This is a genomic window from Paenibacillus humicus NBRC 102415 (genome assembly GCF_004000905.1).
Taxonomy (GTDB): Bacteria; Bacillota; Bacilli; order Paenibacillales; family Paenibacillaceae; genus Paenibacillus_O; species Paenibacillus_O humicus.
On record NZ_BIMD01000010.1, the window covers coordinates 26,446 to 51,536 of the forward strand.

Annotated in this window: 20 protein-coding genes; 14 read left to right on the forward strand and 6 right to left on the reverse strand. The window is 61.2% G+C overall.

What is annotated here, in order from left to right; all coding sequences use genetic code 11:
- Positions 1-11: 11 nt before the first annotated feature.
- From PHU01S_RS08920 to PHU01S_RS08935, 4 genes are all read right to left on the reverse strand, one after another.
- The gene (locus PHU01S_RS08920) at positions 12-926 is read right to left on the reverse strand and encodes an ABC transporter substrate-binding protein (RefSeq protein WP_048748482.1); all 915 of its coding nucleotides are present in this window, start codon (positions 924-926) and stop codon (positions 12-14) included.
- A gap of 23 nt (positions 927-949) precedes the next feature.
- A complete protein-coding gene (locus PHU01S_RS08925) occupies positions 950-1,969 on the reverse strand; it encodes a FecCD family ABC transporter permease (RefSeq protein ID WP_127507224.1) in 1,020 nt (339 codons plus the stop codon).
- The gene (locus PHU01S_RS08930; RefSeq protein ID WP_127507227.1) at positions 1,970-2,974 is read right to left on the reverse strand and encodes a FecCD family ABC transporter permease; all 1,005 of its coding nucleotides are present in this window, start codon (positions 2,972-2,974) and stop codon (positions 1,970-1,972) included.
- 131 nt (positions 2,975-3,105) lie between these two features.
- A complete protein-coding gene (locus PHU01S_RS08935; protein ID WP_164763029.1) occupies positions 3,106-4,749 on the reverse strand; it encodes a helix-turn-helix domain-containing protein in 1,644 nt (547 codons plus the stop codon).
- Between the two features lie 438 nt (positions 4,750-5,187).
- Here PHU01S_RS08935 and PHU01S_RS08940 point away from each other — a divergent pair, with 438 nt between their 5' ends.
- The 7 genes from PHU01S_RS08940 (at position 5,188) to PHU01S_RS08970 (ending at position 14,670) form a co-directional block, all read left to right on the forward strand.
- Entirely contained in the window at positions 5,188-6,168 is a 981-nt protein-coding gene (locus tag PHU01S_RS08940) for an ABC transporter permease (RefSeq protein ID WP_048748489.1), read from the forward strand.
- A gap of 14 nt (positions 6,169-6,182) precedes the next feature.
- Positions 6,183-7,085 carry a carbohydrate ABC transporter permease gene (locus PHU01S_RS08945; RefSeq protein WP_048748486.1) on the forward strand — a complete coding sequence of 301 codons (903 nt, stop codon included), beginning with the start codon at positions 6,183-6,185 and terminating at the stop codon, positions 7,083-7,085.
- A gap of 182 nt (positions 7,086-7,267) precedes the next feature.
- Positions 7,268-9,007, forward strand: a complete 1,740-nt coding sequence (locus PHU01S_RS08950; protein WP_246029181.1) for an ABC transporter substrate-binding protein — start codon at positions 7,268-7,270, stop codon at positions 9,005-9,007.
- A gap of 240 nt (positions 9,008-9,247) precedes the next feature.
- Positions 9,248-11,044, forward strand: coding sequence for a sensor histidine kinase (locus PHU01S_RS08955; RefSeq protein ID WP_246029179.1), 1,797 nt, complete (start codon positions 9,248-9,250; stop codon positions 11,042-11,044).
- 3 nt (positions 11,045-11,047) lie between these two features.
- Positions 11,048-12,676 carry a response regulator transcription factor gene (locus tag PHU01S_RS08960; RefSeq protein ID WP_127507231.1) on the forward strand — a complete coding sequence of 543 codons (1,629 nt, stop codon included), beginning with the start codon at positions 11,048-11,050 and terminating at the stop codon, positions 12,674-12,676.
- A gap of 188 nt (positions 12,677-12,864) precedes the next feature.
- Positions 12,865-13,719 carry a helix-turn-helix transcriptional regulator gene (locus PHU01S_RS08965; protein ID WP_049868304.1) on the forward strand — a complete coding sequence of 285 codons (855 nt, stop codon included), beginning with the start codon at positions 12,865-12,867 and terminating at the stop codon, positions 13,717-13,719.
- Positions 13,720-13,995: 276 nt separating this feature from the next.
- Positions 13,996-14,670: an SOS response-associated peptidase gene (locus tag PHU01S_RS08970; RefSeq protein WP_021881182.1), complete on the forward strand. Its 675-nt coding sequence runs from the start codon at positions 13,996-13,998 to the stop codon at positions 14,668-14,670.
- Between the two features lie 178 nt (positions 14,671-14,848).
- Here PHU01S_RS08970 and PHU01S_RS08975 read toward each other — a convergent pair whose 3' ends face one another.
- Positions 14,849-15,532 (reverse strand): hypothetical protein, encoded by a 684-nt coding sequence (locus PHU01S_RS08975; RefSeq protein ID WP_127507233.1) that lies wholly within the window; start codon positions 15,530-15,532, stop codon positions 14,849-14,851.
- Positions 15,533-15,800: 268 nt separating this feature from the next.
- Here PHU01S_RS08975 and PHU01S_RS08980 point away from each other — a divergent pair, with 268 nt between their 5' ends.
- The 7 genes from PHU01S_RS08980 to fumC all read left to right on the forward strand — a co-directional run bounded on the left by PHU01S_RS08980 (position 15,801) and on the right by fumC (position 23,764).
- Complete coding sequence (locus tag PHU01S_RS08980) at positions 15,801-19,355, forward strand: chemotaxis protein CheB (protein ID WP_127507235.1); 3,555 nt, start codon at positions 15,801-15,803, stop codon at positions 19,353-19,355.
- A 386-nt stretch (positions 19,356-19,741) separates the two neighbouring features.
- Positions 19,742-19,939 carry a hypothetical protein gene (locus PHU01S_RS08985; protein WP_021881179.1) on the forward strand — a complete coding sequence of 66 codons (198 nt, stop codon included), beginning with the start codon at positions 19,742-19,744 and terminating at the stop codon, positions 19,937-19,939.
- A 159-nt stretch (positions 19,940-20,098) separates the two neighbouring features.
- Positions 20,099-20,287 (forward strand): hypothetical protein, encoded by a 189-nt coding sequence (locus PHU01S_RS08990; RefSeq protein ID WP_021881178.1) that lies wholly within the window; start codon positions 20,099-20,101, stop codon positions 20,285-20,287.
- Positions 20,288-20,455: 168 nt separating this feature from the next.
- Positions 20,456-21,202, forward strand: a complete 747-nt coding sequence (gene map / locus PHU01S_RS08995; protein ID WP_048744944.1) for a type I methionyl aminopeptidase — start codon at positions 20,456-20,458, stop codon at positions 21,200-21,202.
- Between the two features lie 246 nt (positions 21,203-21,448).
- Entirely contained in the window at positions 21,449-21,580 is a 132-nt protein-coding gene (locus PHU01S_RS26880; RefSeq protein WP_281279747.1) for a hypothetical protein, read from the forward strand.
- Between the two features lie 27 nt (positions 21,581-21,607).
- Positions 21,608-22,276, forward strand: a complete 669-nt coding sequence (locus tag PHU01S_RS09000; protein ID WP_048744943.1) for a bifunctional 2-keto-4-hydroxyglutarate aldolase/2-keto-3-deoxy-6-phosphogluconate aldolase — start codon at positions 21,608-21,610, stop codon at positions 22,274-22,276.
- Between the two features lie 102 nt (positions 22,277-22,378).
- A complete protein-coding gene (gene fumC, locus PHU01S_RS09005; protein WP_048744942.1) occupies positions 22,379-23,764 on the forward strand; it encodes a class II fumarate hydratase in 1,386 nt (461 codons plus the stop codon).
- 190 nt (positions 23,765-23,954) lie between these two features.
- Here fumC and PHU01S_RS09010 read toward each other — a convergent pair whose 3' ends face one another.
- Complete coding sequence (locus tag PHU01S_RS09010) at positions 23,955-24,953, reverse strand: ABC transporter substrate-binding protein (protein ID WP_127507237.1); 999 nt, start codon at positions 24,951-24,953, stop codon at positions 23,955-23,957.
- Between the last annotated feature and the right edge of the window lie 138 nt (positions 24,954-25,091).

A 25,091-nucleotide genomic window follows, 5' to 3' on the forward strand; every position in this document is an offset into this window, starting at 1 on the left:
GGGCCTTTCGTTTATTCCGCGAACAGCTTTGCGGCGTCGTCCAGCGCCATTTTATGGCCGAGCGAGGAGTAGTCGAGCCATTTTTGCCCGTCGAGCACATAGACATGCTTGTTCTGAACGGCCTTCAGGCTCTTCCAGAGCGGATTGCTCTCGAGCAGCCCATAGTTTTTCTTGGCTTCGCTGCCTTTGCTGACGATGACCAGAATCGCGTCCGCATCGAAGTCGGGAAGCACTTCCTGGGAGATGACCTCGTAGGCTTTGTCGATCTTCTCGACGCCGTCAGCGGGCTGCAAGCCGAGATCGTCATAGAGCAGCGGGCCGACAGGACGTTTCATGCCCATTACGCGCAGCTCCTTGGCGGTCATCCGTACAGCCATGACCTTGGCATCGGCGCCGAGCCTGCTCTTGATCAGCGCGCCGACTTCGTCCTTCTGTTTGTCGTAATCAAGGATGAAGTCTTCCGCCTGCTGCTGGCGGCCGACATGGCCGGCAAGCTCCCTCAAATGATCCTTCCAGGTTCCTTTATCGGGATTGATGCTTACCGTGGGAGCGATCTGCTCGAACTTGGCGAGATCCGGACCGGAGTAGGTCTCGTCGATGAAGATCGAATCCGGCTTCAGCGCCAGCACGGCTTCCATATCGGGCTCGGTCACGACGCCGAGCTTCTGCACGCCTTCGAGCCGGTCCTTCACATGGGGCAGGAAGTCCTTGACGTCTCCGCCGACGACGGAGCCGGCCGGAGTGAGTCCGAGCGCGAGTAGATTGTTGGTGATGTGGATGGACATCGAGGCTATGCGGCCGGCTGCCGCCGGAGAAGCGGATGGAGATGGAGAGGATGCAGGCTCGTTTGCAGCATTTTGTCCGCAAGCGGTCAGCAGGATGAAGGCAAGCAGCAGAGAGAGAAAGGGAACGGCTTTTTTGAGCATGGTCGTTGTCAAACCTCCGAAAGTCACTTTTTGGGACGGAACAAAAGATAAAGGAAATAGGGGCCGCCGAGAGCGGCGGCGACGACTCCTGCCGGCACGGGGCTGGGCTGGAACAGCGAACGGCCGATCGTGTCCGCGCAGACCAGAATCACCAGGCCGACAAGGGCGGTCAGCGGCAGGAAATGCCGGTGCCGCGGCCCCGCCAGCTGCCTGGCGATATGGGGGGCGGCAAGGCCGATGAAGCCGATGCCGCCGGCCATCGCGGCGCTGGCGCAGGAGAGGGCTACCGCCGCAGCGAGCAGCAGCAGCCGGCTGCGGCCTACCCGGCTGCCGAGCCCCTTGGCCAGATCGTCCCCGAACGAGAAGGAATCGAGCGTCCGGGAGGCCATATAGATGCAGGGCACGAGCACGGCGATCCAAGGGAGCAGCGTCCAGACGTGGATCCAGTCCCTTCCCCAGACGCTTCCCGCGAGCCAGCGCGCCGTGAACGCGTAGGTGTCGGGGTCCAGGCGGAGCGAGAGGAACAGCGTCATCGCGCTCAGTCCGGCTTCAATGGAGATGCCGGTGAGAATGAGCTGGATCGGCAGCAGTCCGCGGCCGCGCTCATAGGACAGCAGGAAGACGAGGACGGCTGCGGCGGTGCCCCCGATGAAGGCGAATGCCGGGATCAGGAGCGAGACCGGCCCGTCCATCGTCCGGAAAAAAGAAACGAAGACGATCAGTCCGAGCGCGGCTCCGGCATTGATGCCGAGCAGGCCCGGATCGGCGAGCGAGTTGCGCGACGCTCCCTGGAACACGGCGCCGGCGACGCCAAGGCCGATGCCGGCCAGCATCGTGACGAGAATCCGGGGCAGCCGGTACTGGAACAGGATCAGCGATTCCTCCGCGGTCCCGCCGCCGGCGAGCGTTCTCCATACGGCTGCGGGACTCAGCGATATCGTTCCTGTGTTGAGGCTGACGGCAACGGCGACGGCCGCCAGAGCCAGCAGGCCGAGGCCTGACAGCAGCGCCCGCCGGGAGCGGCGGTCCGCAGGAAGCCCCATTTACAGCTCCCTCCTTTCCTTGCGGGACAGATAGAGGAAGAAGGGGACGCCGACCATCGCGACCATCGCCCCGATGGCGAATTCCCGCGGAGGCTGCACCATGCGGGAGGCGAAGTCGGCCCATGTCAGCAGAATCGCGCCCAGCAAGGCGGAGAAGGGCAGAATGAGCCGGTAGTCGACGCCGATGAGGCGCCGGGCGATATGCGGAACGACAAGGCCGACAAAGCTGATGGAGCCTGCCGCCGATACGGAAGAGCCGGCCAGCAGAACGACTGCCGCCATGGCCAGCACGCGGATTCTTCCGGTCCGCAAGCCCAGATTGACGGCCGCTTCCTCGCCAAGGGACATGAAGGTGATTCCCCGTCCAAGCGTGAAGCTCCAGACGAGAGCGGCGAGAATGACAGGGGCGAGCCACTGCAGCTGTTCCCAGCGGATGCCCGCCACCCCGCCGGCGTACCAGAAGGCCAGATCCTGGCTGAGCTGATAATGGATCGCCATCCCGGTGCTCAGGCTGTGGATCATGGCGGACAGGACCGCCCCGGCCACGGTCAGCTGCAGCGAGGCCATGCCTTTGCGCGCCAGCGATGCCAGCATCACGATGATGAAGGTCGCCGCCGCCGCGCCGGCGAAGGACAGGCCCATCAGCGTGCTGTAGCTCAGCATGGGCCGCCAGGCGAAGCTGAGTACGACGGCCAGCGAGGCTCCCGCATTGATGCCCAGGATGCCGGTGTCGGCGAGCGGATTGCGGGTGACGCCCTGCATGAGCGCGCCGGCGGCAGCCAGCGCGCTGCCGACGAGCATGGCGCCGAGAACGCGGGGCAGCCGCAGGCCGTGAATGATCTGATGGGAGGTCGAGGACGGATCGTACCGGAAGACGGCATCGATCGCGACCCCGGCCGTGATCGACTTGGCGCCGTAGGACACGGCCGCGATCGCCGTAACGAGCAGTCCGGCTGCGGCAGCCGCGAACCATAGGACCACGGTCAGCTTGCGTCGGAATTTCATGGGAGCGGGGAGCAAAGCCTCCTTCAGATGCAATTGATATCGAGAATCATTATCATCGATGGACTATGCCCAGTATACCAATTCCGGGAGCGGTGTACATGACACAAATTCAGGCATAAAATGGACTTTTTTTAGAAATGGGTTTTGCAGGAGCCGAGCCGCGGCAGCAGCGAGGCTAATTCCTCCAGCTGCCGGACAATCATGGAGGGGGCATACAGAATCCACATGCCCCAGTCCAAAAAAGCAAAACGGCCGGAGCGGATGGCGGGATGGGATACCCAGAACGGATTGGCGGCGATATGCTCCTCGAGCTCGATCCGGTCCTGAGGCGATTCGGTGAATAGAAACAGGAAATCGGCTTCGTAGCGGCGGATTTCGTCGGGTGTGATCGAAGTCCAGTTGTGGCCGGTACCCGGCGGATGAAGCCGCAGCTGTTCCTGGACCCGGTCCGGCGCGGCCAGCTCCAGCGAGCGGTAGAAGGCATGCCCGATATTGCGGGAGCCGTATATACGCAGCTCATGACGCCGGGCCGCGCACAGCGCTGTCGTCCCGCTGCCGATGATCTCCCTGGCTGCCCTGCGGGCCGCTTGCGCCGCCGCGTCATGGGCGTCGTGCCAGGCTTGCGCCGCCGGCTCCCGGCCGACGAGCGCCGAGATGTCCTGCAGGTGGCGGTAGATGTCGCGGCTGGCCCAGGGGATGCAGGCGATCGGGGCGATGTCGCCCAGATGCTCCCTCGCCTTCGGAAGCACGTTGTCCTTGCAGAGGATGAGATCCGGATCCAGGCGCAGGAAATCCTCCCGTTCAGCCTCCCACGGGTCGACGGCATGATCCGGCAGCCGGAGCGGCGCGATCCCCCGGGGCATGTGCCGGTGCAGCTGCCCGGCGCACGGAACGACGCCAAGCGTATATAGATGGTCGGTATACGGAGCGGACAACGAGACGATCCGCTCCGCCTTGCGGCGGGCGAACGCCTTGGGCGGACTGCCGGCCGTCGCCTTGAAGCGGCGGCTGAAGTAGAACTCGTCGGCATAGCCGATGTCGGCCGCGATTTCCCTGACCGACATTTCGCCTTCCATTATAAGCTCCTTCGCTTTGTTCATCCGCAGATGGGTCAGATAGGCGACAGGGGTCTTGCCCATCAGCTGCTTGAACACCTGCGAGTAGTAGGCGGGATGGAGGCCGGCCATGCCGGCCAGATCCTCCATGCGGACCGTCTCGCGGTAGCTGGCCCGCATATAGTCCGCCGTCTGGAGCAGGCGGGCTTCGAGGGCGTTCCGGGCCGCCGGCTTGGCGCCTTCGAGCAGAATGGCCAGCAGATCGTGCATGTGCTGCTGCGCCGCGTACCGTTCCCGTCCGCGCGCCTGTGCCCCCTTGGCCGCCAGCAGGAGCATGAGCCGGCGGATGCGGGCGGGAGCGAGCTGCAGCGGACCTTGCAGAGGGAAGCCGGTCTGGCGGACGAAGGAACGGCTGTCGCCGTTTTTGCCGCTCAGGAGGAACAGGTCGAAGGCGATCCATACCATCTCAGGCGGGGGATCGGCCTGCAGCCGCAGCTTCAACACCGTGCCGGGGGCGTACAGGAACAGCGAGTCGTCGCGCAGGGCGGTTGTGACGCCTGCCGCCTGCAGCTCTCCCTCGCCCTTGCGCACGTACAGGAGGATGAAATGCGACACCGGCCTGATTCCATCCGCCCAGTCGGGCGGGACCGGGGAGGCGCACGCCTCCTCGATTTCAAACAAAGCCCCCTTGAGGAAGCTTTTGCTCAGGGCTGCGAACATGTCGGACCGGCTCCTTTCCATGCGCGTGGATGCTTGTTGATGCTTGCGGATGCTTATGGGTGCTTGTTGATGCATGTTGATGCATGCGGATGGTTGTTGATGCTTGTTAATGCTTGTTGGGGCGTATGGATGCTTGTTGATACAGGCGGATTCTTGTTGATGCTTGCGGATGCTGCGAGGGCCATGCATCAGCCGGTAGCCGCCATAAATGCCTACAGCTTATCACATGTCCCGGGAGCGAGCCAAAGGAAGAAGGCTGGGAAGAGCGGGAATGCGCTTTCAGAAATCTCTAATTTTGACCTGATTTTCGCTCCGATCCCTCCGGTAGGAAGGCCCGGGTGAATGCGTTACCATGAATGGCATAGGGAAACAAGCAAGCGCGGAGATGCCCGGGAGCAGCTGCCGGAACGCCGCGGAAGGAAAGGAAGGATGGAGCTTGTGAAAGCGCTGACAGAAAAACATCCGGCCGCCGGTCCGGATGGAGCCGCATTAGCCGCAAGCTCGGGCCCGGCCCGGTTCTGGAAAGTAATGAAGTCCCAGAAGTACTTGTATTTCATGTCGATGCCGTTCGTGATCTGGGTGTTCGTGTTCAGCTACATGCCCCTCTGGGGTTGGACGATGGCGTTCCAGGATTTCAAGGCCGGCAAGACGTTCGGCGAGCAGAAATGGGTCGGCTTCAAGCATTTCCAGGAGCTGTTCACCGACGAGCGGTTCTATCTCGTGCTGCGCAACACCTTGGCGATGAGCCTCATGGGCCTGATCGTAGGCTTCGTCGTCCCGATTCTGTTCGCGGTGCTGCTGAACGAGGTGAAGGGCCGGCTGTTCAAGCGGACGGTGCAGACGATCTCGTATCTGCCCCACTTCGTCTCCTGGGTCGTCGTAGCCGGCATCGTGACCAAAATGCTGTCGACCGACAGCGGAGCCGTCAACAACCTGCTCATGTGGCTTCATATCACGGACGAGCCGATCCAGTTCATGGCCAAAGGCAACTGGTTCTGGAGCATCGTGACCGCCTCCGACCTGTGGAAGGAGCTCGGCTGGAGCGCGATCATCTACCTTGCGGCCATCGCGGGCATCGATCCGGAGCTGTATGAAGCTTCGAGAGTGGACGGAGCGAACCGGCTGCGGCAGATGTGGCATATTACGCTGCCGGGCATCCGCACGACGATCTCGGTGCTGCTGATCATGAGCATCGGGCATCTCATCAGCATCGGGTTCGAGAAGCAGTTCCTGCTCGGCAACAATCTGGTCAAGGATTACTCGGAGGTGCTGGACCTGTACGCCCTCAATTACGGGCTCAGCCTGGCAAGGTTCTCCTTCGGCACCGCGATCGGCATCTTCAACTCCGTCGTGAGCATCTTCCTCCTGTTCCTGGCGAACGGCGTGCTGAAGAAGGTCACGAAGGAAAGCATCATGTAAAGGGGGGACCAACGATGAACAAGGCTTTCAACGCCACCCGCGGCGAACGGGCATTCGACGTCGTCAATATTCTCATCATGCTGCTGCTCGTCGTCGTCACGCTCTATCCCTTCCTGAACGTGCTGGCGATCTCGCTGAACAACTCGCAGGATACGGTCCGAGGCGGCATCGGCCTCTGGCCCCGGCAGTTCACGCTGGAGAACTACAAGGTGATCTTTGCCTACGAGGGGCTCCTGCAAGGATTCAAGGTTTCCATCTTGAGAACGGTCGTCGGCACCGTGCTGGGCCTGCTGAGCGCCTCGATGCTGGCCTTCACGCTCAGCCGCGCCGACTTCCAGGCGCGCCGCTTCGTCTCGGTGTTCCTGGCGCTGACGATGTACTTCTCCGGCGGCCTGATTCCGGTCTACATCCTGATGCGCGACCTTCATCTGATCGGCACGTTCTGGGTGTACGTCCTGCCCGGAATGGTAGGGGCGTTCAACGTCTTCGTCATCCGCTCGTTCATCGACGGCCTGCCGTTCGCGCTGCAGGAATCGGCCAAGCTGGACGGGGCGAACGACTTCACGATCTACTGGCGCATCATTCTGCCGCTCGCCAAGCCGGCGCTCGCGACGATCGCGCTCTTCCTGGCGGTCGGGCAGTGGAACGCCTTTCTCGACACCTATCTGTACAACGGCTCCAGCGAGACTTGGACGACGCTGCAGTACGAGCTGATGAAGGTGCTTCAGAGCACGCAGCAGGGCGGCGCCAACATGCGGACCAGCAACGAGGACATGACGAAGCTGATGAACCAGGTATCGCCGGAATCGATCAAGATGGCGATCACGATCGTGGTGACGGTGCCGATCCTGGCGGTGTACCCGTTCCTGCAGCGGTATTTTGTCGGCGGCATGACGCTTGGAGCCGTCAAGGCCTAAGGCTTCGCCGGGCCTTCCGCGAAAGGCGGGCCGGCCGTTCCGGAGACACCGAAGAATGGCCGGCCGCACAGCGCTTATCGTCTTTCGGGGAGCCCGTTCTTCATAGAGCAAGATGAATGCGTTTACTTTCCATCGTTTTCAGACGGCTTTTTCAGACCACTAGGGAGGTTATGAGCTTGAAGATGTTAAAGATGAGACAAACGAGAGCGACGGCCGTGCTGGTGCTCGCCGGCGTGCTCGCCGTGACGGCAGGCTGCTCGGGCAGCAACAACAATGGCGCAGGCAATTCCAACGTCGCGGCGACATCCAATACCCAGGGCGAAGCGGCGAACGCGGATGCCGGCAAGCAGGATCTCAAGCCGGTGACGTTCAGCTTCTTCGGAGCCGATGCGAGCCCGAACTGGAACAAAATGCAGGATGAAGTCGGCAAGGTCATCACCGAGAAGACGGGTGTCACCATCAAGGCCGAGTATGCGGTATCCGGCGGAGCCACGGACAAAATCTCCTTGATGGCGGCGAGCGGCCAGTACCCGGATATGGTGTTCGCCAAGGGCGACGTCGACAAGCTGGTCGACGCCGGAGCTCTGATCGACCTGACCGATCTGATCGACAAATACGCTCCGAACCTGAAAAAGGTATACGGCAAATACATGCAGCGCCTCAAGTACAGCAAGGAAGACACGTCCATCTACGTGCTCCCGAGCAACGATTCCATCGACCAGACCTACTTCGACGCCGGCGGCGGCTTCGAGCTGCAGCAGCGAGTGCTGAAGGAGCTCGGCTATCCGCAGATCAGGACGCTCGAGGACTACGAGAACGCCCTCAAAACCTACTATGCCAAGCATCCGACGACAGACGGCAAGCCGACCATTCCGCTCACGCTGGACACGGATGACTGGCGCATCATGATTACCGGCACCAACCCGGCCTTCCTGGCTACGGGCCTGCCCGACGACGGCGAATACTACATCAATCCGGACACCTACGAGGCTTCCTTCCATATCCGCCGTCCGGAAGAGAAGGAATACTTCCGCTGGCTGAACAAGATGTTCAACGAAGGGCTGCTGGACAAGGAAGCGTTCGTGCAGAAGAGCGACCAGTACAAGTCCAAAATCGCCAGCGGACGCGTGCTCGGCCTGATCGACCAGGAATGGGGCTATGGAGACGCCGAGAACGCAATCAAGAGCAAGGATGAGGGAGCCTATACGTACGGCCACTTCCCGGTCACGATCTCCGCGGACGTCAAAGACCACAGCTTCGCTCCGACGGGCTTCATGGCGGGTTACGGCATCGCCATCACGAAGGATTGCAAGGATCCCGTCCGCGCGATCCAATTCCTCGACTGGATGGCTTCCGACGAAGGCCAAGTGCTGCGCAACTGGGGCATCGAAGGCAAGCAGTACAACGTGGAGAACGGCATCCGCGTCATTCCGGCCGATATCCAGAAGCAGAAAATCGAGGACAACACGAACTTCACCAAAAATACGGGCATCGGGCTGTACTTCGTCTTCGGGCCTCACTACGGCGACGGCGTGAAGGATCCGAGCGGCAGCTACTACACGACGAACTTCCCGGATCAGATCGTGGCGGGCTACACGAATGCCGAGAAGGAAACGCTCAAGGCATACGGCGCCACGACATGGAAGGACCTGTTCCCGAAAGAGACCGAGTTCAAGGAGCGTCCATACGGCGCGGCCTGGAACATTCCGGCTCCTTCCGATTCGGACTACAACGTCATCTTCAAGAAGGCGGAGGACATCATCTGGAAGAAGATTCCGGAAGCGGTGCTCGCCAAGCCGGCCGACTTCGACAAGGTGTATGATTCCATGCTGAAGCAGCTGGACGACGTCAACCTCGGCAAGATCGAGAAGATTTATACCCAAGCGGTCAAAGACCGAGTGGAGCAGTGGTCGGCCAAGTAATTCCGGCCGCGTCCGAGGCAGCCGTCCCGATTCGGGGAGGGCTGCCTTCGGGTCTTTTTATCCCGGGAGAGAGAGAAAGGCATGGCCCGCTGTCAGGTGAAAGCGGATCTTCGCCAGGCACGGAGAGGGCAGGCTGAGCCGCTGGCGGCGGCGGAATTTTCCGTTTACCTTTGTAAGCGGTTGCCTTACGATACGGTCTAAGACTATCTTTTTCATGGATCGAAAGAGAGGCATCCGCAAGTGAGACAAGTCATCCGGCGGATCGGATTCCGCTTCAACAACCTTCGGCTCAAGAGCCAGCTGTTCATCGCCTTCCTGATCGTCGTGCTGATTCCGGTGCTGATCGTGGGCATTTTCCTGACGGCCCAGTACCGGAACAACGTGCTGGAGCAGGCGACGCGGCAGACGACGAACAACGTGGACAAGATCGTCACGCAGACATCGGACATCCTGCGCATCCCGATGGAGCTCTCGGACGATTATATGGTCAGCACGGACTTGAGCAGCCTGGTCAATACCCGGTACGCGACCGTGTTCGACTCCACGCACGCGCTGTGGGAGTTCAACGATTTCCGCAGCGCCGTGAAGCTGTACCGCGAGGTGGACTATATCCGGCTGTACGCGGACAACGATACGCTGCTGGAGAATTGGGAGTTCCTTCACCTGACGGACGCCGTCCGCGGGACGGACTGGTACCGGGCCGCCAACGCCAAGGACGGCATCCACTGGATCTACACGTCCAACGAGACAAGGAAAGGAGCGAAGTCGCTCAGCCTCGTGCGCCGGATCCCCTTTCCGACTTACAAGACAAGCGGCGTTCTCGTCATCGACGTCAACCCGGAGCTGTTCGACACGATGTTGCGCCAGGAGCCTTACGACACGATGATCGTCGACGCATCGGATACGGTCGCCGCGGCGAAGAACCGCTCCTGGATCGGCAAGAGCCTGTCCCAGCTGGAGTTCCCGGGCCTCGCCGGCAAAAGCGAGGGAACGTACAACATGACCTTCGGCGGCGAGGAGTACCGGGTCGTCATCGAGAAGCTGAACCCGGCCTCAAGCGTCAACGGCCTGCGCATCGTGTCGGTGTTCGCGGTGGAGAGCATCGTCGGGGAAGCGAACCGCGTCGCCCGTCTCGGCATGGGCGTGCTGGCCGTGAGCATGGCGATCGCGCTGGTGCTCATCTATATCGTCGCCTCGGTGCTGACCAAGCGCACGCTCGTGCTGTACCGCAACCTGAGCCGGGTCGGCAAGGGCGATCTGCAGGTGTATTCGGACATCCAGGGCAATGACGAGATCGGCCTGTTGTCCCGGCAGTTCAACAACATGGTGGCGAGCATCCGCGAGCTGATGGCGGAGGTGGAGGATTCTCACCGGCAGCGGACCGAGCTGGAGGTGAGGCAGCGGGACATCAAGCTCAAGATGATGGCCAGCCAGATCAACCCGCATTTCCTGTTCAACGCGCTGGAATCGATCCGGATGAGGATTCATATGAAAGGCGAGAAGGAAATCGCTTCGGTCGTGCGCATGCTCGGGAGGCTGATCCGCAACAACATCGAGATCGGGCAGCGCCATATTCCTCTCGGCGAGGAGCTGGAGATCGTCCGCTACTACTTGGAGATCCAGAAATTCCGGTACGGGGAGGACCGTCTGGAATTCGTCATCGATGTGGAGGAGGAGATGTCGCTCACGCTCATCCCGCCGCTTATTTTGCAGCCGCTGGTCGAAAATGCCGTCGTGCACGGCCTGGAGGGCATCGGGGAAGGCGGGCGGATATCGATTACGGGAAGAAGATGGCAGGACGGCGGCTTGCAGCTGACCGTCGCCGACAACGGCGTCGGCATGACGCCGGAGCGGCTGCGGGACAATCGGGATGCGCTGGACGATCCCAGCGAGGACAAGGGGCATCGGATCGGGCTGCGCAACGTCCACCAAAGGCTGGTGCTGAATTACGGCTCCGGCAGCGGCCTCAGGCTCGAGAGCGCGGAAGGGGGAGGAACGCAGATCAAGCTTCTCATTCCCGGCAAGAAGGAGGAATAGCGGATGTACAGCTTGTTGATTGTCGATGACGAGCCGGCGATTCGGGAAGGCATGCAGACGCTGATCGAATGGGAGCGGCTCGGCTTCCGGGTCGCCGGGCTGGCGGGGGACGGCATGGAGGGGCTGCGTCTGTACCGGGAGCTGCGCCCGGACCTGGTCCTGGTCGATATTCGGATGCCGAAGATGAACGGCCTCGAGCTGGTCGAGGAGATCAGGAGGCTGGATTCCGGCTGCCGGATTCTGGTGCTGAGCGGCCATGCCGACTTTTCTTATGCGCAGCAGGCAATCCGCTACGGCATCGAGGGCTACCTGCTCAAGCCGGTCGACGAGGAGGAGCTGGAGCAGTATGCGGCCCGGATCGCCCGTTCGCTGGATGCGCAGAGCGGGACTGAGGCCGATCCGGCCAAGCGGCGGGAAGACGCGCTGCTGGCGCTGCTGGCGGGAGACGCGGAGGAGGCGCTTGCGCTCGCTGCGGAAGCGGGAAGGGCAGGCCTGTTCCCGGGCGCCCGTGCAGAAGCAGAAGGAACAGTCGGCGGGCGGGAAGCCGCCGCAGCGGATCTGTGGCGGCTGCTCCATGGAGGCGCTCGCGGCGGCCGCGTGCTGCTGGCGGAGTCCGGGCTGGCGGACGGCCTGGAGCAGACGGAATTCAGGCGGAGGCTGGAGGCGGGAGCCGCAGCCCGAGGGCTTGGACCGGTCTTCGAGGCAGGGGCCTCGCTGGGGCTGTTGATTCCCGGCGGGGAAGCGGCGCTGCGGGCGGCCGCCAAGCTGCTGGAGGAAAGCGCGGGCGAGGGAGGCTTCACCGCCGCTGCGGGGTCATGCAGGGAGGACCCGGCCGCAGCCGCGCGCTCGCTGCAGGAGGCGCAGGAGCTGATGGACTTGCGCTTTCTGCTGGAGCCGGGCCGCATCCATACCGAGCGGCCTGCGCTGCTGGCGGCGCAAGCTCCCGGTCATTCCGCATCCTCGGCGGCTCTCGCAGCGGACGGGAGAGATGATGATGCTCGCCTGGCCGAGCTTGCCCTGGCGCTCAGCCGCGCCGTGGAGACGGGAGGCATGGCCGGCATCGTCGCCTCCCTGGACGAGGCGGCGGCTTCGCTGGCGGCCGGAAATGCGTCGCGTCCGGCGTTCTCCTCGGCGATGGCCGAGCTGATGACGCTGGTCATGGCTGAGCTGGGGCGTCATGGCGGCACATCTGCGGATGGACGCCATGGCTCCCTCGCCGCAAGCGTCTACCGCCACGCCAAGTGGTGCACCATGCGCGAGGAGCTGGCCGCGGGCCTGTCGGCCGTGCAGCAATCGCTGGACGCGTCGGACAGCGGCAGCGTCCTGAGGCGCATGACCGGCTTCATTGAGCGCCATTACAGCGAGCCGCTGAGGCTGGAGACGCTGGCCGAGCTGTTCGGCTACAACAGCGGGTACTTAGGCAAGCTGTTCAAAAGCCATGCCGGCGTCTCCTTCAACGCCTATCTCGACCGTCTGCGCATCGAGCGGGCGATCGCCATGCTGGAGGGCGGCATGAAGGTGCGCCAGGCCGCGGAGAAGGTCGGCTACGCCAACGTCGATTATTTTCACGCCAAGTTCAAGAAATACACGGGCAAATCCCCTTCCTTCTACAAAAAAACGGGCGAAAGCTGATGGAGTCCGATCGATTTGCTACAATAGATACATCCGGGAAGCCGGGCCCCTCCAGAGGGTGCCCGGCTTCTGCCGATGCAACGGCTTTGGCGCGCGCCGATCGGGCAGATGCGCCGAAGCCTTGGACCAACAGCCGCAGCCGCCGGAAGCGGCTGCCGGTTTTCTAGAGATTTGGGAGAGATGAAGAAATGCCTGATACAAGACTGTTGACCTTCCGCTGCCCGCCGCTGCCCTTCCTGGTCGAGGCCAGGAGAGCGTCCTACGAAGCGGGAGAGGAGCATCCGAGCCGGACCGATCTGGGCATGTTCGAGCTGATTCACGTCCGGCGGGGGGCTCTCTCGGTGACAGAAGGAGACAGCACCTGGACGGTGGAGCCGGGACAAGTGCTCCTTCTGCGTCCCGACCGCCCCCGGCTTGGGGCTGGAGCATGCACCGGGGAGACGGAGTTCGACTGGGTTCATTTCCAGTTCCAGGGGGAATGGGAGGAAACGGCCGAAGGGGACGAGTCCACGCTGGTCGGAGACCATTACACGCATACGGTCAGGCTGCCCAAGCTGATCGCAGGCATATCCGGCCAGCCTGCCGCTGCAGCCTTCGCCGTGCTGAACGAGGCGGCGGCAAGCGCGGATCAAGGGGCTTTCTGGGCCCGGCAGCAGAGCTTTCTCGACTTGCTGCGGCAGCTCGAGGCTGCCGGCCGGGCAGGCGTCTACCGGGCATCCGCCTCCGCGGTCGCCGAGCAGGCTGCCGCCTATATGAAGGAAAATTACCGGGAATCGGTCGCGAACGCCGATCTGGCCAGCGCGCTCGGCTACCACGCCGTCTATATCGCCCGCTGCATGGTGGAGACATTCGGCTGCACTCCGCAGCAATATCTGCTCTATTACCGGCTGGACAGAGCCAAGCTGCTGCTGCTCACGACCGACTGGCCGATCGCCCGCGTCGCCGAGGAGAGCGGCTTCAGGCAGACGCCTCATTTCTCGCGGCTGTTCGCCGCCCATGCGGGCATCCCGCCGCATCGATTCCGCAAACGGTTCACGCCTTGACTGTTCTTGACGGTTGACGGTTGATGAAGCCAAGGATCAAGGGCGCATACCGTCAACCCCGTCAATGATTCGCAGGTTGAAGGAATCGATCTCCCTTGAGGCTTCAGCCTCGGGGAGCGCCGCAGCTGACCGGCCGCCGGATTCGCCCACGGCGATGAGCAGGAGACGGCGGTCTGCGGGATATCGTTACCGCCATCCTTCCCGGCACGCGCATAACTTCCCTCCGGTTGCAGATACTGGAAGCGAGACGAACAACCGGGAAGGTGGCCAACAACTATGTGCGTGCGTTTTTCGCTTACGTCTGACATCGAGGAGCTTGAACGCCGGTTCGCGATCCGCGATGCCGTCCGGATTCCGACGATGCGCTACAATATCGCTCCGACGCAAAACGTCCCTGTCATCCGCAACAACCGCCACGGCGTGAGAATCATGGACGATGCCAGATGGGGGCTGTTTCCGTTCTGGGCCAAGGATGCCGTCAATGCCGATGTCTCGCTGCTGGAATCCAAGCCATGCTTCAAGCAGATGCTGATCAGCGGCCGCTGCATCATTCCTTGCAGCGGGATGTACGGCTGGCAGAGGGGAGCGGAGGAGAACGGACCGAAGCAGCCTCGCGCCATGCGGATCATGGTCCAGGGGCAGCCGCTGTTCGCCATGGCCGGCTTGTATGACGAGTGGAGGACGCCAGAGGGGGCGCTGATGCGCGCGGCGACGATCGTGACCGTATCGGCTTCCGGCCCGTTGTCCCTGCTGCAGGAGCGGATGCCGATCGTGCTGGACGAGGAAGGGCTGGAGGACTGGCTCAATCCGTCGATCCGCGAGTTTTCGTTCCTGCGCCGGCATCTGCAGCCGCTCGAGCCTTTTCAGCTGCGGGCTTATCCCGTCAGCAACGCCGTGGACGACGAGCTGTATGAAGCGGCGGATTGCATCGCCGAAATCCGGATGGCTTGAACCGGCATAGGCATAGTCATGGGTATGGGCAAACGCATGAACAAAAACATAGACAAAGAAGGCCGATCTCCGGGAGATCGGCCTTCTTTGCTTCGCGGACGCTGAACAGCGGATCATTCCGGAAAAGGGGAATGCTTCAGCCTGGTCCTGGTCCGGTCCTCCGATTGCCGGAAGTCCTTCAACCCGTCGTCTCGTTGAACGCCTCGACCTCCAGCTCCCGCTCGGCCTCGGCGAGCCACAGGTCCAGCTCCAGCAGGCTGCGCACGATTGCCGCCTCTCCTCTCGCCAGGGAACGGAGGTCGGGAAGCGAGGCGGCCCGGCCGCTCAAGAGGACGGAGGGAGCCCACGGCAGGATGAGAAGCTTTTCGGCATAAGCGCGGGCGGCCGGAAGAGATTCCGGAGAATCGGCATGCAGGCAGACGGCATCCGGCGTCCATTGCATCGCGCCGAAGACGGCATGCTCCAGAGGGAGGACAGGGCCGTACATCCGGGTCGTCCATCCGCGTTCCTTGAACATGCAGGCGTCCATCCGCATGCCGAGGTCATGCGGCTCTACGTCAAGCCCAAGCAGCATGGCTTTCCGGGAAACGAGCCGGGCTCCGCTTCCCTCCAAGGGCTCCGCAGGCTCATGCCTGCATAGCAGCCACTGGCACAAGCCATAACCCAGCCGCTCTTCCGCCATTCCGATCCGCCTGGCTTCGGCCAGCAGGGCGATATGCTCGAGCGCAGGGGTGAACAATTGCTCGAACAAGGCGAGCTGGTTGGCGCCGGTTTTTTTCCAGTGGAGGACGGTCGCCTCGGCAGCCGACCGGTTGCCGGACAACAGCAGCTCCGCAAACTCTTCAATCTGCAATGGGTTCATCAGCAACCATCTCCTGTAGATCCAATCCAATCCTTGTTCAAGTTTACCTCAAGCGAGACGAGCCTTTCCATCGCAAAAAAAGACGAATATCCGATATTAATGCCGAATAAACGGAATCATTTGGAGTTTTTGCTGGACAAGAGGAAACAGACGTCCTGCGGAGAATACACTATAAGCTAATTTATCTCCGGGCAGGACGCCTGCCAGAATCGGCTTTATCCTTCGCAGCCCCATTTCCGTCCAAGCGCTCAACCAAGGAGGGACGAACATGAACAAAATACCTTCCGACAGCCAGCATTCCGAGCTTCCGCTCACCAAGGCCGAGCCGGTCCGAATCGTCGGCATCGGCGCCTCGGCGGGAGGACTGGAAGGCTTGAAGCATTTCTTTCAGCAGGCAAGTCCGGAGACCGGTCTTGCCTTTGTCGTCATTCAGCATTTGTCGCCCGACCACAAAAGCCTCATGAACGAGATTCTCTCTTTATATACGAGGATGCAGATCCATCTTGTCCGCGACGGCATGGAAGTGGAGCCGAACACGATCTATCTCGTTCCTCCGCGCAAATCGCTCTCCTTGAAAAAGAACCACTTGTGGCTTTCGGATCCGCATCCCGACGAGGTCCATTACCCAATCGACTATTTCTTCCATTCGCTGGCGGCCGATCAGGGCCAGCAGGCGATTGCCGTCGTGCTGTCCGGTACGGGCACGGACGGAACGAGGGGCATCGCAGCCGTCAAACGCAGCGGCGGAATCGTGTTCGCCCAGAACGAGGAGTCGGCGAAGTTCGACGGCATGCCTCGCAGCGCCATTGACAGCGGGCATGTCGATTTCGTGCTCGCTCCGGAGAAGATCGCGTCCAAGCTCAAATTTCCCGCTTCCTTGATTCCAAGCCCCAGCTATGCGGTGCAGGCCGCCGCCTTGAACGACTCGGAGGCGCTGCTCGCCAAGATTTTGGAGAGGGTCCGGGAGCGCACGAACATCGATTTCAGCTTTTACAAGAAGAACAGCCTGCTGCGGAGAATCGAGAAGAGGATGGCCGAGGCGGGGGCGGCAACCCTGGCCGATTATGAGCTTCTGCTGGAGTCGAGGGAGGAGGAGGTGCTGGCGCTGAGGCAGGATCTGCTCATCCACGTCACCCACTTTTTCCGCGATCCCGAAGCGTTCGACATTATCCGGGAAAAGGTGCTGCCCAAGCTGGTCCGCGCCAAGCTGCAGAACAAGAACACCGAGCTGCGGATCTGGACGGCCGGCTGCTCGACGGGCGAGGAGGCTTATTCGATCGGGATGCTTGCTCTCGAAGTGCTGGAGCAGGAAGGTCTCCAGAACCGCTTCAGCATCCGCATCTTCGCCACTGATGTGGACAAGCAGTCCATCGATTACGCCAATCACGGCGTCTATCCGCTGTCGATCGGGACCTCGGTGTCCAAGGCGCGGCTCGACAAATACTTCGTCCGCCATGGCGACACGTATCAGGTCACGCGCGAGCTGAGGCGGCTGATCGTGTTCGCCCCCCATAACCTGACGAAGGATCCGCCATTCAGCAATCTCGATCTCATCAGCTGCCGCAACATGCTCATCTACCTGCAGCCCGAGATGCAGCAGAAGGTGCTGTCGCTGTTCAACTTCGCCTTGACTCCCGGGGGCTTCCTGTTCCTGGGGCCGAGCGAGACCGTCGGCAGGCAGGACCATCTGTTCGAGCCCTCCAACGGCAAATGGAACATTTTCCGGCACAAGAGCCAGCGCAAAAACAGCGCGTCCGGCGCGACGCTGCTCATGGACGGAGCCAGGAGCCTGTCCACTCCGGGCGAGCTGAGGGAGCGGCGCAAGCAGCATGCCGGGGCGGATGCGCAGGAGAACCGCCGCCAGAGCCAGTTCTACAGTACATATGTGAATGAGCATATGGCTCCTTCCCTGCTGGTGGACGAGAAGCTCGACATCCAGCATTTGACCGGCAATGTGCAGCCGTTCCTGTCCCCGATGGAGGGCAGGCCTTCATGGAACCTGCAGAAGATGCTGGAGCCGGGGCTGGCCGTCGCGGTCATGACCGCCGTCCAGCAGATCCGCGCCGGGCTGGACGAGGTCGTATTCCGCCATCTGGTCGTGCAGACGGCGTCGGGAGAACAGCGGATCAACGTGACCGTGCGCCCGTTCTCGAAGAGCGGAGCGGCGTTCGCCGGCAGCATGCTGATCATTCTGGAGCTCGCTCCCGAGCTGGATGAAGTTCCGGTCGCTTCCATCGATCTGAACGACAGCGTCCGCAGGCAGATGGTGTGGCTGGAGCAGCAGCTCCGCTCCACCGAGGACAAGCTCCAGTCGGCGATCGAGGAGCTGGAGGCTTCCAATGAAGAGCTGCAGAGCACGAACGAGGAGCTGCAGGCGGTCAATGAAGAGCTGGTGACGATCAACAGCGAGTATCAGTTCAAAATCCAGGAGCTGACGGAGCTGAACAACGACATGGATCTATTCCTTGTCAGCACCAAGATCGGCACGATCTTCCTGGATACGCAGTTCTGCATCCGCCGCTTCACTCCCGCTGTGACCAAGGAGATCCATCTTCTCAATGTGGACATCGGACGGCCGTTCCATCATATTTCGCATCAATTCTACTACGACCAGTTCGTGGAGGACGCCTCCAGGGTGCTGCAATCGCTCCGTTCGCTGGAGAAGGAAATCAAAAGCCGCAGCGGGCGCTGGTACAAGATGCGGATGATGCCTTACCGGACGCTGGAGCATCTGACCAAAGGCGTCATCATCACGCTCGTGGACATCACCGAGCTGAAGGAAGCCAACGAGGAGCTGCTGCGCCTCTCGTATGCGATCGAGCAAAGTCCGATCCTCGTCGTCATCTCCGATCTTGAAGGCGGCATCCTCTACGCCAACAGGCAGTTCCACGACCTGACGGGCGAGACGTCGGAGAGCATCTACGGCAGGCATCTGGAGTCTCTCGATGACTGGCAGGCGAGCGGCTGCAGCTTCGCGGACATCTGGGAAAAGCTCAAGCGCGGCGAAATCTGGGAGGGCGAGCTGGCCGGCATCGGCAGGGACGGAGCCGTCTACTGGGAGCAGGCCAGGCTGCTGCCGATCGTGAAGCGCGGCGAGACGATCCATTACATGAAGATTTCCGAGAACATCACCGACCGCAAGACGACGGAGGAGATGCTCCGCAAGTCGGAGATGCTCGGAGCCGTCGGCCAGCTGGCGGCCGGCATCGCCCATGAGATCCGCAATCCGCTCACCTCTCTCAAAGGGTTCACGAAGCTGATGCAGGAAGACAACCGGCGCAACTACATCTCCATCATGGCGATGGAGCTGGAGCGGATCGAGCAGATCGTCAGCGAGCTTCTCGTCCTCTCCAAGCCGCAGGCGGTCGACTTCCATCCCGTCGCGCTGGGAGCCGTGCTCCGGGATGTCGTGATGCTGATCGAGGCGCAGGCGATCATGAACAATGTGCAGCTGGAGCTGGAAATTCCGGAGAGCGATATGCTCGTGCAGGGGGTGGACAACCAGCTCAAGCAGGTGTTCATCAATCTGATCAAGAACAGCATCGAAGCGATGGGCTCCGGCGGCGTCATCCAGGTGAAGGCTTCGGTCGGCGAGGACAACATGGCCTGGACCCGGATCATCGACCAGGGCTCCGGCATCCCCCCGGAGAAGCTGGCCAAGCTGGGCGAGCCGTTCTTTTCCACCAAAGCGAAGGGAACCGGCCTGGGCCTTGTCATGACGTACAAGATCGTCGAGAACCATCATGGCAAAATGTACTACGAAAGCGAGCTCGGAAAAGGAACGACGGGCTTTGTCGGCCTTCCGATCATCCGCAGCAGCTAACCGCGGCAGAGCCGTCATCCAAGCCGGAAGCGCGCCTTCCGGTTTTTTTCCGTTCCTCCGCTCATACAATGGGGATAGACGCTCGAAGATGGGCCAACCCATCCCTCTGGCGGCGGATGATAGAAAGGAGAGCGATGCAAAGCCGGTGATTTTCATTTCTTTCGCCAGGCAGCGTTTAAATGGCGGTTATGCAGGGTAAAAAAGCTGAAAAGCTTGTCCTTTCCTGTCGATAATCCTTGAAGGATGGGGAATTGATGCGGTTCCGGCGATCGCCGGCTGCAGAGGGAGATGAGGGAACGGCACGGGGTGCCGCTGTTGTAAGCGCCTTACCTTTCCGATATACTTTTCCGTAATGACATTTACTGGAGAAGCGGGGGGGCGGCGGCATGGTGATTGAAGGATGGGTGACGGCTCTGACGCTGGCCTTCGGCGTTGCGGCGGCTGTCGTCGGCGTCGCGGCCTACCTGCGCTTGTACCGCCGCCAAAATCCGGACCAGGCCCCGCGCAAGGCCGAGGCGTCCTTGCGGGACAGCTGGAAATCCCAGGAGGAACCGAACGATCAAGAACTCCCTCCGCAGGAATGATTGGGAATTTGCTTCCAACCTGATGCATGAAGTGATATAATAGTGTGAAAAATACAAACATTCGCTCAACTGCCATGGAGTGTCTGCACCATAGGGATACCTGCACGTTCTCGAATCCGAGGTTTCGGATGAACATCCAGCGTTAGAGGAGGAGATTTCATGGCCAAGCACAGCCAGAATGAAGTCAAGGAAAGCCTCAAGGAACTCACGAGAATTTTTCAGCCCAAGGATCCGCGGAAGTTCGTTAAGGATTACATCCGCAAATACCGCATCACCGGCGGATATGAGGATGAGCTGACGTCACTGGTTGAGCATGAAATGGGCAGAATGAATTCCTCCGTGAGCTAGAACAAGCGAGCCTATCATATACCCGGCCCGGATACTCCCCCTGCGGAGTTCCGGGTCATTTTTGCGTGCCGTGAAGCGGCGGAATGAGGCGCGGCTCTTCCGAATAGCATAGATCGAGGGAGCTTGGAAGGCGATCTTGATCTTGGACGAGGAGCGGAGGCATCAGCCATGGCGGAATGGAAGTCGGAAGAGGAAATCGGCAGGATCCGCCGCGCGGGACGAGTCGTTGCGTTATGCCACGATGCGATCGCGAAGCGGATCGCGCCCGGCGTCACGACGCTTGAGATCGACCGTTTCGTAGAACGGCTGATGGCGGAGCATGGAGCTTACCCGGCTCAGAAGGGGTACAGAGGCTATCCTTATGCGACCTGCGCGTCGGTAGGCGAGGTCGTCTGCCACGGATTCCCGGATGCGGTGCCGCTTCAGGAGGGAGATATCGTGACGATCGACATGGTTGCCGATGTGGACGGCTGGAAGGCCGACTCGGCCTGGACCTATGCGATCGGAAAGGGAGACTCCGGCGTGCAGTCGCTGATGGCGGGCGCCCGCCAGGCAATGCTGAAGGGGATCGGCCAGTGCCGGGTCGGACGCCGGCTCGGCGACATCGGCGCCGCGGTCGTCCAGTCGGCGAAGGAGACGGGGCATTCGGTCGTGTCCAGCTTCGCCGGGCATGGAATCGGACGCTCCATCCACGAGCCGCCGGAGGTGAACCATGTCAGCAGAGGCGGCAGCGGAGCGGTTCTGCAGCCCGGCATGGTGCTGACGGTCGAGCCGATTCTGACGGCTGGGGGGCCGGAAGTATGGATTGCCCATGACGGCTGGACGGCGCGGACGAGCGACCGTTCCTGGTCGGCGCAATACGAGCATACGGTTGCCATAACCGAGCAGGGACCGGTTATCCTTACTTGTTTGTAAAAGCGGGGATGTCGGCTCGAAAAAAGTTATCCCCCAATCTATGCACATATGCACAATTGATATCCACAATATCCACAGGGTTGTAGGGATAACTTGAACGGGCAGCCTGCAACCGTGAACTTATGGAATCATAAAGGCTTTTTCGGCAGTTGTTGTCCCCTTGTGGATAAAAAATGAATCGGCCTCTTCCATGCGGAAGAGGCCTTTCTGTGGATAGCTTCGATGATTGACGGTGGCGACGGGCTAGTGAGACAATGGAAGAAAGCGATCGGACAGCCTACCGTTCAGGCGGCTGTCCGATCCGGAGGCGGGGAAGCAGCCGTGCGGCGATCGCCGCACGGCCGGCAGCATGACGAGGCCGGCCGCCGAGGCTCGTAGAGCAGAAGAATCGGGGAGGAAGCTGACATGCTTAGCAAACTGAGAGTGACTCAAGCAATCGCGGAAGCGGGCGTCGTAGCCGTGCTGCGCGCGGATTCGGCGGAGGAGGTCGCCCGCATGGCGAGGCATGCCATCCGCGGGGGAATCAAGGCGATCGAGATTACGATGACCGTGCCGATGGCGCTGCAGGCGATCCAGCAGCTGGCCGCAGAGTATTCCAGCAAGGCGGATCCCGCATCGGACTCCTACGCGATCATCGGCGTCGGAACCGTGCTGGATCCCGAGACGGCCCGCGCGGCCATTCTGAGCGGCGCGGAGTTCGTCGTTGCGCCGGCTGTCAATCCCGACACGATTCGCTTGTGCAACCGTTATGCGGTGCCGGTCATGCCGGGAACGATGACGATCCGGGACATCCAGACCGCGATGGAGCTCGGAGCGGACATCGTCAAGCTGTTTCCGGGAAGCGCGTTCGGCCCGGATATGATTACGGCCGTCAAGGGCCCGCTTCCGCAAGCGAACATCATGCCGACGGGCGGCGTCTCGCTGGCCAATCTGGCGCAGTGGGTGAAGGCCGGCGCGGTCGCGGTCGGCATCGGCGGAGATCTGACCAAGGAAGCGGTGAAGCACGGGGATTACACGCTGATCGAGCGGCAGGCCCAGGCTTACGTCCAAGCTTACCGGGACGCCAGGGCCTGAGCGCGCGGCGGGCATGCCCCGCTGGCGGCAGGCGCCCGGATTGGGTAAAATGGGAGAGTGAAGGTAAGCGGTTTATCGACTTAAGAGAGGCGGAATGGAATCATGGAATACCGGATTGAGAAGGATACGATGGGCGAAATCAAGGTTCCCGCGGACAAGCTGTGGGGCGCTCAGACTCAGCGCAGCCGCGAGAACTTCAAGATCGGCTGGGAGAAGATGCCGCTTGAGGTCGTCAAAGCGATGACATATGTGAAAAAAGCGGCGGCTCAGGCCAACCGCAAGCTGGGCGTGCTGGAGCCGGAAAAGGCCGACGCGATCTGCCGCGCGGCCGATGAGATTCTCGAGGGCAAGCATGACGGGGAGTTCCCGCTCGTCGTATGGCAGACGGGCAGCGGCACGCAGACCAATATGAACTGCAACGAGGTTATCGCCCGCCGCGCGAACCAGCTGCTGGAGGCGGAAGGCTCCTCCGTGCGCATCCACCCGAACGACGACGTGAACCGTTCGCAGAGCTCCAACGATACGTTCCCGGCGGCGATGCACATCGCGGCGGTCATCGCGGTATCGACCCGCCTGCTGCCGGCGCTCGAGGTGCTCAAGGCGACCTTGCACGAGAAGAGCGTCAAGTTCGACGACATCGTCAAAATCGGCCGCACGCATCTGCAGGATGCGACGCCGATTACGCTCGGCCAGGAAATCAGCGGCTGGGAAGCGATGCTGGAGAAATCGTCCTGGATGCTGACGAGCAGCGTCGACGCCATCCGCGAGCTCGCGCTCGGCGGCACGGCGGTCGGCACCGGCATCAACGCGCATCCGGAATTCGCGGTGCAGGTAGCGGCCGAGGTGGCCGAGATTACCGGCCACAACTTCGTGACGGCATCGAACAAGTTCCATTCCCTGACGTCCCACGACCAGATCGTCTGGGTGCATGGCGCGATCAAGGGCCTCGCGGCCGACCTGATGAAGATCGCCAACGACGTGCGCTGGCTCGCCAGCGGCCCGCGCAGCGGCATCGGCGAGATCACGATCCCGGAGAACGAGCCGGGCAGCTCCATCATGCCGGGCAAGGTCAATCCGACGCAGTGCGAAGCCATTACGATGGTCGCCTGCCAGGTCATGGGCAACGATGCGGCGATCGGCTTCGCGGCCAGCCAAGGCAACTTCGAGCTGAACGTGTTCAAGCCGGTCATCGCCTACAATTTCCTGCAGTCCGTCGTGCTGCTCTCCGACTCCATGCTCTCGTTCAACGAGCATTGCGCCGTCGGCATCGAGCCGAACCTCGACACGCTGAAGCACAACCTGGATCAGTCCTTGATGCTCGTGACGGCGCTCAATCCGCATATCGGCTACGAGAATGCGGCCAAGATCGCCAAGCAGGCGCATAAGGAAGGCACGACGCTCAAGGAGAGCGCGATCAAGAGCGGCCTGCTCACTTCCGAGCAGTTCGACGAGTGGGTCCGTCCGGAGAAGATGACGGGCAAGCGCTAGGAAGAGAAAGAGCCAAGAAAGGGCAAAGCCCCGTCATGTGAACATGACGGGGCTTTTTTTGTTAGTGGGAAAGAATCAAGGGACTGTTCTTAAAGATGGAGTCGAAAACCGTTTTCAAATAAAAAACAGCTCGCCCCGTAAACCATTTGCAGGGCGAGCTTCTTCTTTTCTGCTTGAAGGTCGAGCGAGGCTACACTTCGTAGATCTGATACAGCTCGTCGAGCATCAGGTTGGCGGCCAGGATGCCGCCGGCGGTATTCCAGATGGCGTCGTCTACGCGCTTGGCCCGTCCTTCCTGGACGACCTTAAGGCTCTTCCAGAGAGGATCGCCCGTCCATTCCTGTTCGGTAGCATTGCCTTTGCCGTCGCCGGTGTCATAGGTGAAGTAGAAGAGACGGTCGGCTTCGACTTCCGGCAGGCGCTCCTTGGTGATTTCGTCGACGAACGTTTCCTTGCTGTTCTTCGTCATCGCGTTGCGGGCAATGCCGATCTGATCGAAGATGATGCCGGAGAACGTGTCGGTGTGGTAGACGCGCGTCTTGCCGCCCATGAAGCGCACCATCGATACCGTTTCATTCAGCTTGCTGCCGGCTTTGGCCTTGAAGTCCTCGATGCGCGCGTCGAAGTCGGCGATCAGCTTCTCGCCTTCGGCTTTTTTGTTCAGGGCATCGGCATAGAGAGTGAAGTTTTCCTTCCAATAGCCGCGAAGGTCTTGGGCTTCGACGGTCGGCGCAATGGCGCTCAGCTGCTCATAGATCTTCTCGTGGCGCATCTTGTTGGCGATGATGAGATCGGGCTGCAGGCCGGCGATCAGCTCGATGTTCGGCTGGCTTTCCTCGCCGAGCACGGTGACGCCTTCCATTTTGTCCTTGATGTGCTTGTACCAAGGATCGCCTGTCCAGGACTTGACCGCGCCGACTGGCTTCACGCCGAGAGCGAGCACCGCTTCGGTGCCTTCATTGGTCAGCACGACGACCTTCTGCGGCGTGCCCTTGATAATCGTTTCTCCGAGCGCATGCTTGACGACACGCTCCGCATCGCCGCCGGAGGATCCCTCTCCGGTGCCCGCGGCGGGCTGATTGGCCGCAGGCTCGCTCGCCGAGTTGTTCGCGTTATTGTTGCTGCCGCAAGCGGCCAGCAGGCCGACCAGCAGGATGGAGACCATGAAGGTCAGAAAGCGTTTGTTCATCTCTCTTAATCCCCTTTATGTCTAATATGATAACCATTATCAGTACAGGTAGAAATTCTAGAGAAGAAGGGATAGCCTGTCAATGAATATTTGAGAATGATTATCAGAATCGTTGACAGGGCCGTATTCTTCTTCTAC

What these genes read in the sequence shown, in the direction of transcription:
- PHU01S_RS08920 (WP_048748482.1), bottom strand. Translation starts at nt 926, where the DNA reads ATGCTCAAAAAAGCCGTTCCCTTTCTCTCTCTGCTGCTTGCCTTCATC.
- PHU01S_RS08925 (WP_127507224.1), bottom strand. Translation starts at nt 1,969, where the DNA reads ATGGGGCTTCCTGCGGACCGCCGCTCCCGGCGGGCGCTGCTGTCAGGC.
- PHU01S_RS08930 (WP_127507227.1), bottom strand. Translation starts at nt 2,974, where the DNA reads ATGAAATTCCGACGCAAGCTGACCGTGGTCCTATGGTTCGCGGCTGCC.
- PHU01S_RS08935 (WP_164763029.1), bottom strand. Translation starts at nt 4,749, where the DNA reads ATGTTCGCAGCCCTGAGCAAAAGCTTCCTCAAGGGGGCTTTGTTTGAA.
- PHU01S_RS08945 (WP_048748486.1), top strand. Translation starts at nt 6,183, where the DNA reads ATGAACAAGGCTTTCAACGCCACCCGCGGCGAACGGGCATTCGACGTC.
- PHU01S_RS08950 (WP_246029181.1), top strand. Translation starts at nt 7,268, where the DNA reads ATGTTAAAGATGAGACAAACGAGAGCGACGGCCGTGCTGGTGCTCGCC.
- PHU01S_RS08960 (WP_127507231.1), top strand. Translation starts at nt 11,048, where the DNA reads ATGTACAGCTTGTTGATTGTCGATGACGAGCCGGCGATTCGGGAAGGC.
- PHU01S_RS08965 (WP_049868304.1), top strand. Translation starts at nt 12,865, where the DNA reads ATGCCTGATACAAGACTGTTGACCTTCCGCTGCCCGCCGCTGCCCTTC.
- PHU01S_RS08970 (WP_021881182.1), top strand. Translation starts at nt 13,996, where the DNA reads ATGTGCGTGCGTTTTTCGCTTACGTCTGACATCGAGGAGCTTGAACGC.
- PHU01S_RS08975 (WP_127507233.1), bottom strand. Translation starts at nt 15,532, where the DNA reads ATGAACCCATTGCAGATTGAAGAGTTTGCGGAGCTGCTGTTGTCCGGC.
- PHU01S_RS08980 (WP_127507235.1), top strand. Translation starts at nt 15,801, where the DNA reads ATGAACAAAATACCTTCCGACAGCCAGCATTCCGAGCTTCCGCTCACC.
- PHU01S_RS08985 (WP_021881179.1), top strand. Translation starts at nt 19,742, where the DNA reads ATGGTGATTGAAGGATGGGTGACGGCTCTGACGCTGGCCTTCGGCGTT.
- PHU01S_RS08990 (WP_021881178.1), top strand. Translation starts at nt 20,099, where the DNA reads ATGGCCAAGCACAGCCAGAATGAAGTCAAGGAAAGCCTCAAGGAACTC.
- map (WP_048744944.1), top strand. Translation starts at nt 20,456, where the DNA reads ATGGCGGAATGGAAGTCGGAAGAGGAAATCGGCAGGATCCGCCGCGCG.
- PHU01S_RS09000 (WP_048744943.1), top strand. Translation starts at nt 21,608, where the DNA reads ATGCTTAGCAAACTGAGAGTGACTCAAGCAATCGCGGAAGCGGGCGTC.
- fumC (WP_048744942.1), top strand. Translation starts at nt 22,379, where the DNA reads ATGGAATACCGGATTGAGAAGGATACGATGGGCGAAATCAAGGTTCCC.
- PHU01S_RS09010 (WP_127507237.1), bottom strand. Translation starts at nt 24,953, where the DNA reads ATGAACAAACGCTTTCTGACCTTCATGGTCTCCATCCTGCTGGTCGGC.